This window comes from uncultured Mycobacterium sp. (genome assembly GCF_964249325.1).
Lineage (GTDB): Bacteria > Actinomycetota > Actinomycetes > Mycobacteriales > Mycobacteriaceae > Mycobacterium.
This window is the reverse complement of the sequence record NZ_CAXUCH010000270.1, coordinates 1-2,490: the sequence shown is the minus strand read 5'-3', so window position 1 is coordinate 2,490 and position 2,490 is coordinate 1. Positions and strand designations below refer to the sequence as shown.

Annotated in this window: 2 protein-coding genes and 1 pseudogene; 1 reads left to right on the top strand and 2 read right to left on the bottom strand. The window is 64.9% G+C overall.

Features of this window, described 5'->3' with window-relative positions:
* Positions 1–90: 90 nt before the first annotated feature.
* On the bottom strand, positions 91–1,335 hold the full coding sequence (locus tag ACFE99_RS22235; RefSeq protein WP_375488630.1) for an amidohydrolase family protein: 1,245 nt from the start codon (positions 1,333–1,335) through the stop codon (positions 91–93).
* 118 nt (positions 1,336–1,453) lie between these two features.
* Here ACFE99_RS22235 and ACFE99_RS22230 point away from each other — a divergent pair, with 118 nt between their 5' ends.
* Positions 1,454–1,834 carry a winged helix-turn-helix transcriptional regulator gene (locus ACFE99_RS22230; RefSeq protein WP_375488628.1) on the top strand — a complete coding sequence of 127 codons (381 nt, stop codon included), beginning with the start codon at positions 1,454–1,456 and terminating at the stop codon, positions 1,832–1,834.
* A 432-nt stretch (positions 1,835–2,266) separates the two neighbouring features.
* On the opposite strand, the pseudogene ACFE99_RS22225 reads toward ACFE99_RS22230, so the two are convergent.
* A pseudogene (locus ACFE99_RS22225) lies at positions 2,267–2,490 on the bottom strand (hypothetical protein); the annotation flags it as partial.

Genomic DNA, 2,490 nt, shown 5'->3' with positions numbered 1-2,490 from the left:
GCGCTCGGGCGAACTCGTTCACGACGGAGTAGCGGCGACCGTGCTCATTGAACGGGTGCGGTTAAGGGCGACGGCGCGCGGTGGCCATGGCTAGCGCTTATCGACGACGATCTCGCCGTTGAGGATCGTCATGCTGAGTTCGCGAAGGTTGCTGATGTCCTGTGTGGGATCGGCGGTCAGCACGATCAGGTCGGCGCGCTTGCCGGGCGCCACTGCGCCGCGATCGGGGCGTACGCATTGTCGCGCCGCGCCGTTGGTGCCTGCGACGAGCGTCTGGACGGGCGTCATGCCCGCGGCGACCATAAGCTCGGCCTCTTCCAGTGTGTTCGCCCCGAACAGTCCTCGGCCAGAGAAGGTGTCGCTGCCCAGGGCGATGTTCACGCCGGCATTGGCGACCTTCTTGAGGTTGCCGCGAGCGTCCGGATGGATCGCGTCCTGAATCCAGAGTGTCGGTGTGTAGGTGATGTCGCGCTCGAGCATCAGATCGATGAGCGAGTGATCGGTGATGGGTTCGACCGTCACCCCGTGCTCAAGGCCGTCAGCGCCGGCCTTGAGCGCTTCGCGTGCCGCGTCCTGCTGGGTGGTGTGAACGGTCACCCGAAGGCCTCGCTGGTGGCCGGTGTCGATGCCCGCTCGGAGGAATTCGATGGGGAGTCGCACGAGTTCGACAGCACCCGGGAAGGCGGCGTTGTGCCAGAGGTACTTCGATGAGCTGGCACACGCGCACGCACCTTCGGAGAGGAGTTTGATCGCGTCGACCTTCTGGTCGGCCAGATGGTGCACCAGGTCACGCATCTGCTGCACGCTGTCCACTTCGCCGGTGAACCGTGAGCGCGCCCAGGGGTTGCCGGCAAAGACAGTGGCCGCGGGATGGCCGTCGCGTCCTGTGATGCCGCAGCCGGTCGCCAGCAGTCGCGGGCCTCGGAGCCTGCGCTCGGCGATCTCGGCCCGCGTCTGCAGTATTTCCGCGGTCGGATCGCCCACGGACTTGATGGTGGTCACCCCGTGCTGCAGGAACAGCTCAAGCCGCCCGCGAAGTTCGTTCTGTTCGAACGCCTGCATCGACTGCGAATCGGTCACCCCGATGACGTCGTAGAAGTGCACATGCGTGTCGATCAGGCCGGGCACCACCCAGCCTTCGGCCGCGTCGACTTCGGTTCTGCCCTCTAATGCCGCAGTCGAGACGACGGCGATCTCTCCACCCTCGACGGCGACGTCGTGGAGCCCGGCGAGCACTTCGTGGCCGTCGAAGACGTGCGCACGGCGGATCACGAGGTCGTACGTCGGGGGATCGCGAACGTCGGTCTGCGTCTTCTTGTCGGGTTCGTCGATCATCGCTTGCACTCCTCGGCCGGGACCGTCTGATACAGTCAACGCCTCAGTATCAATTGATTACTAGGTTACTCATTATTACCAGACCTGCAAATGTTCCCTGGGCCGTATCCTGGTTGGTGTGACAAAAGCTCGGCCGCCGCTGGAGTCCTGCGCGTACACCCAGGAGGTTTTCGGCGTGCTCGGCAAGCGCTGGATGGGGCTGCTCATCGACCTGCTTCTGCAGCGCCCGTCGCGATTCAGCGAATTGCACGCCGCGCTGCCCGCCATGTCCAAGCGCGTCCTGAGCGAACGACTCGCCGAACTCCAAGAAGTCGGCCTAGTCGAACGCGACGTCGATCCCGGGCCGCCGATCACGTCGACCTATCGGCTCACCGAACGCGGCCAGGGACTCGGCCCGGCGATGGACGCGCTACGTATATGGGCCGGTGCCCCGGTCGACGACGAGGGTCGTCCGATCCCGCCGGATGCACGCACACACCACACGACCAACATTGTCTGACTGGACGGACTGATCCATGAATTGACAACCGGGTTCCTCGAGGAACCTTTGGGTGGCGAAAAATGACTCGCTTGACCCGCCTCCTTCAAAAGGATCCAAAATATTAGCGCTACCACCGCCGAGTTGACCCGCCTACCGGTGGCAGCTCGTTCGCCGTCACCCGCGCCAAGCGCTGAGCCGGGGCAGCGCTATCCCGGGCCGCGGTGCGACGCGGTGTGCGCAACTCGCGGCCATCGGCTTCGCCGAACCGGGCCGTCTGGAAGCCCGGCGCTAACTCAGTCGCGGACGGCAGCAGATGGAAAGCCTCGCCGGCCATATCGGCCTCGATTGAAGGCGCCGGTATGGCAGCGCGGTTTCGGCGACTGGCGCGCATCAAGACGAGTTGCCCTTCGCACCGCCCGCGCTCGATCTAGCGACTGCAATCACTGGGCTTCAGCCGAACATGCCGGCCCAGATTCGACCCAGCTCCAGGTGTGGCAGTTCCCGATAGCGGTGGCGCACCCGTGCGGCTGCCTCAGCGGCTCGCACGGCGATATTGTCGAGGTCGACACCGACCAAGACGCCCGCGCGCTTAACAACTTCGCCATCAACGAGGACGGTGTCGATCTCGGCGGGCGAGCAGTAGAACAACAGGGTGGCGACCGGATCGTCGCTGG

Excerpts from the sequence above, each read along its gene's own strand:
- ACFE99_RS22235 (WP_375488630.1), bottom strand. The coding sequence starts at position 1,335 with ATGATCGACGAACCCGACAAGAAGACGCAGACCGACGTTCGCGATCCC.